This is a genomic window from Micromonospora sp. NPDC049891, from assembly GCF_040660295.1.
GTDB lineage: Bacteria > Actinomycetota > Actinomycetes > Mycobacteriales > Micromonosporaceae > Micromonospora.
In genome coordinates, this window is sequence record NZ_JBFAML010000095.1 from 1 (window position 1) to 1,070 (window position 1,070).

The window sequence follows — 1,070 nt, forward strand, 5'->3', positions numbered from 1 at the left end:
CCTGTATCACCCTGAATGCCGTCAGCATCGACAGCGTCGTGGACAGCGCGCAGCCCAAGGATGAAAAAGCGAACAGCACCACCCCGGCTATAAAGATCTTTTTATTGCCCACCGCGCGGCCCAGCGCCGCGAAGGGCATCAAAGAGGCGACAACGGCAAACTGGTAGGCATTAATAATCATGATGGAGGCCGATTCGGAAACGCCGAAATCTTTGGCGATAACCGGCAATGCCACGTTGGCGATGGTACTGTCGAGCATGGCGATGACCGTGCTTAACGAGACCGCGAGAACGGCGAATATATTTAGTGTCTCTTTTTCCTGGTGTTTAAAAGTCATGTTAACGCTCCAAAAACGTGAGTAGCTTCATGCCGGCGGCAAAGACCCCGTTTTTTATCCGTTTTAATATTTACGTTATAACATATCAATTAAAGAGGAGAATAAATCTCATTTGAAATATTAGATTAAATAGTGTGTCAAAATAAGAATTAACAAATGCAAAACAAATTTATATCAATACAAACATTCAATAAACAAAATAAATGCAGTATAAAAAACCAGTGAATTTAAGGAATGACATTAAAAGTAACAGCCGCTAACAGACAACCCCGCCGGCGCATGAAATTGTTATGTTATAACAAAAACACCCTTTCCTTTTATGCTGGTTAACCTTATGGCTAAGACGGACCTTTTGAACACCCGGTTATCTCGCCGCAGAATGATGTTGGCAGGGTTGGCGGCCCTGGCGCTGAACGGCGCCGTTTCCCCGCTGGCTCACGCCCACGGCCTGCCACGTCCCAAAAAGCAGAACGGCCCTCAGGGGGCGCGAAAAAGATTCCTGGTCATGTTGGATCCCGGTCATGGCGGCATCGACTCCGGCGCCATTGGCCACACCGGTTCGCTGGAAAAACATGTCGTTCTGGAGATCGCCAGAAATGTGCGTGCACAGCTTGATCGACACGGCATCGATGCCCGCCTGACGCGCGACAGCGACGTTTTTATTCCGCTGTACGATCGGGTGGAGATCGCGCACCGGCATGGCGCCGATCTTTTCATGTCCATCCACGCCGAC

The 1,070-nt window shown here is 49.3% G+C and carries 2 protein-coding genes; one reads left to right on the forward strand and one right to left on the reverse strand.

Annotation, left to right across the window (positions count from 1 at the left end; all coding sequences use genetic code 11):
- On the reverse strand, positions 1–337 hold a 337-nt coding region (locus AB0I71_RS32675), incomplete at its 3' end, for an MFS transporter (RefSeq protein WP_357591236.1).
- 334 nt (positions 338–671) lie between these two features.
- Here AB0I71_RS32675 and AB0I71_RS32680 point away from each other — a divergent pair.
- A partial coding sequence (locus AB0I71_RS32680; RefSeq protein WP_357591238.1) for an N-acetylmuramoyl-L-alanine amidase occupies positions 672–1,070 on the forward strand: 399 nt, incomplete at its 3' end.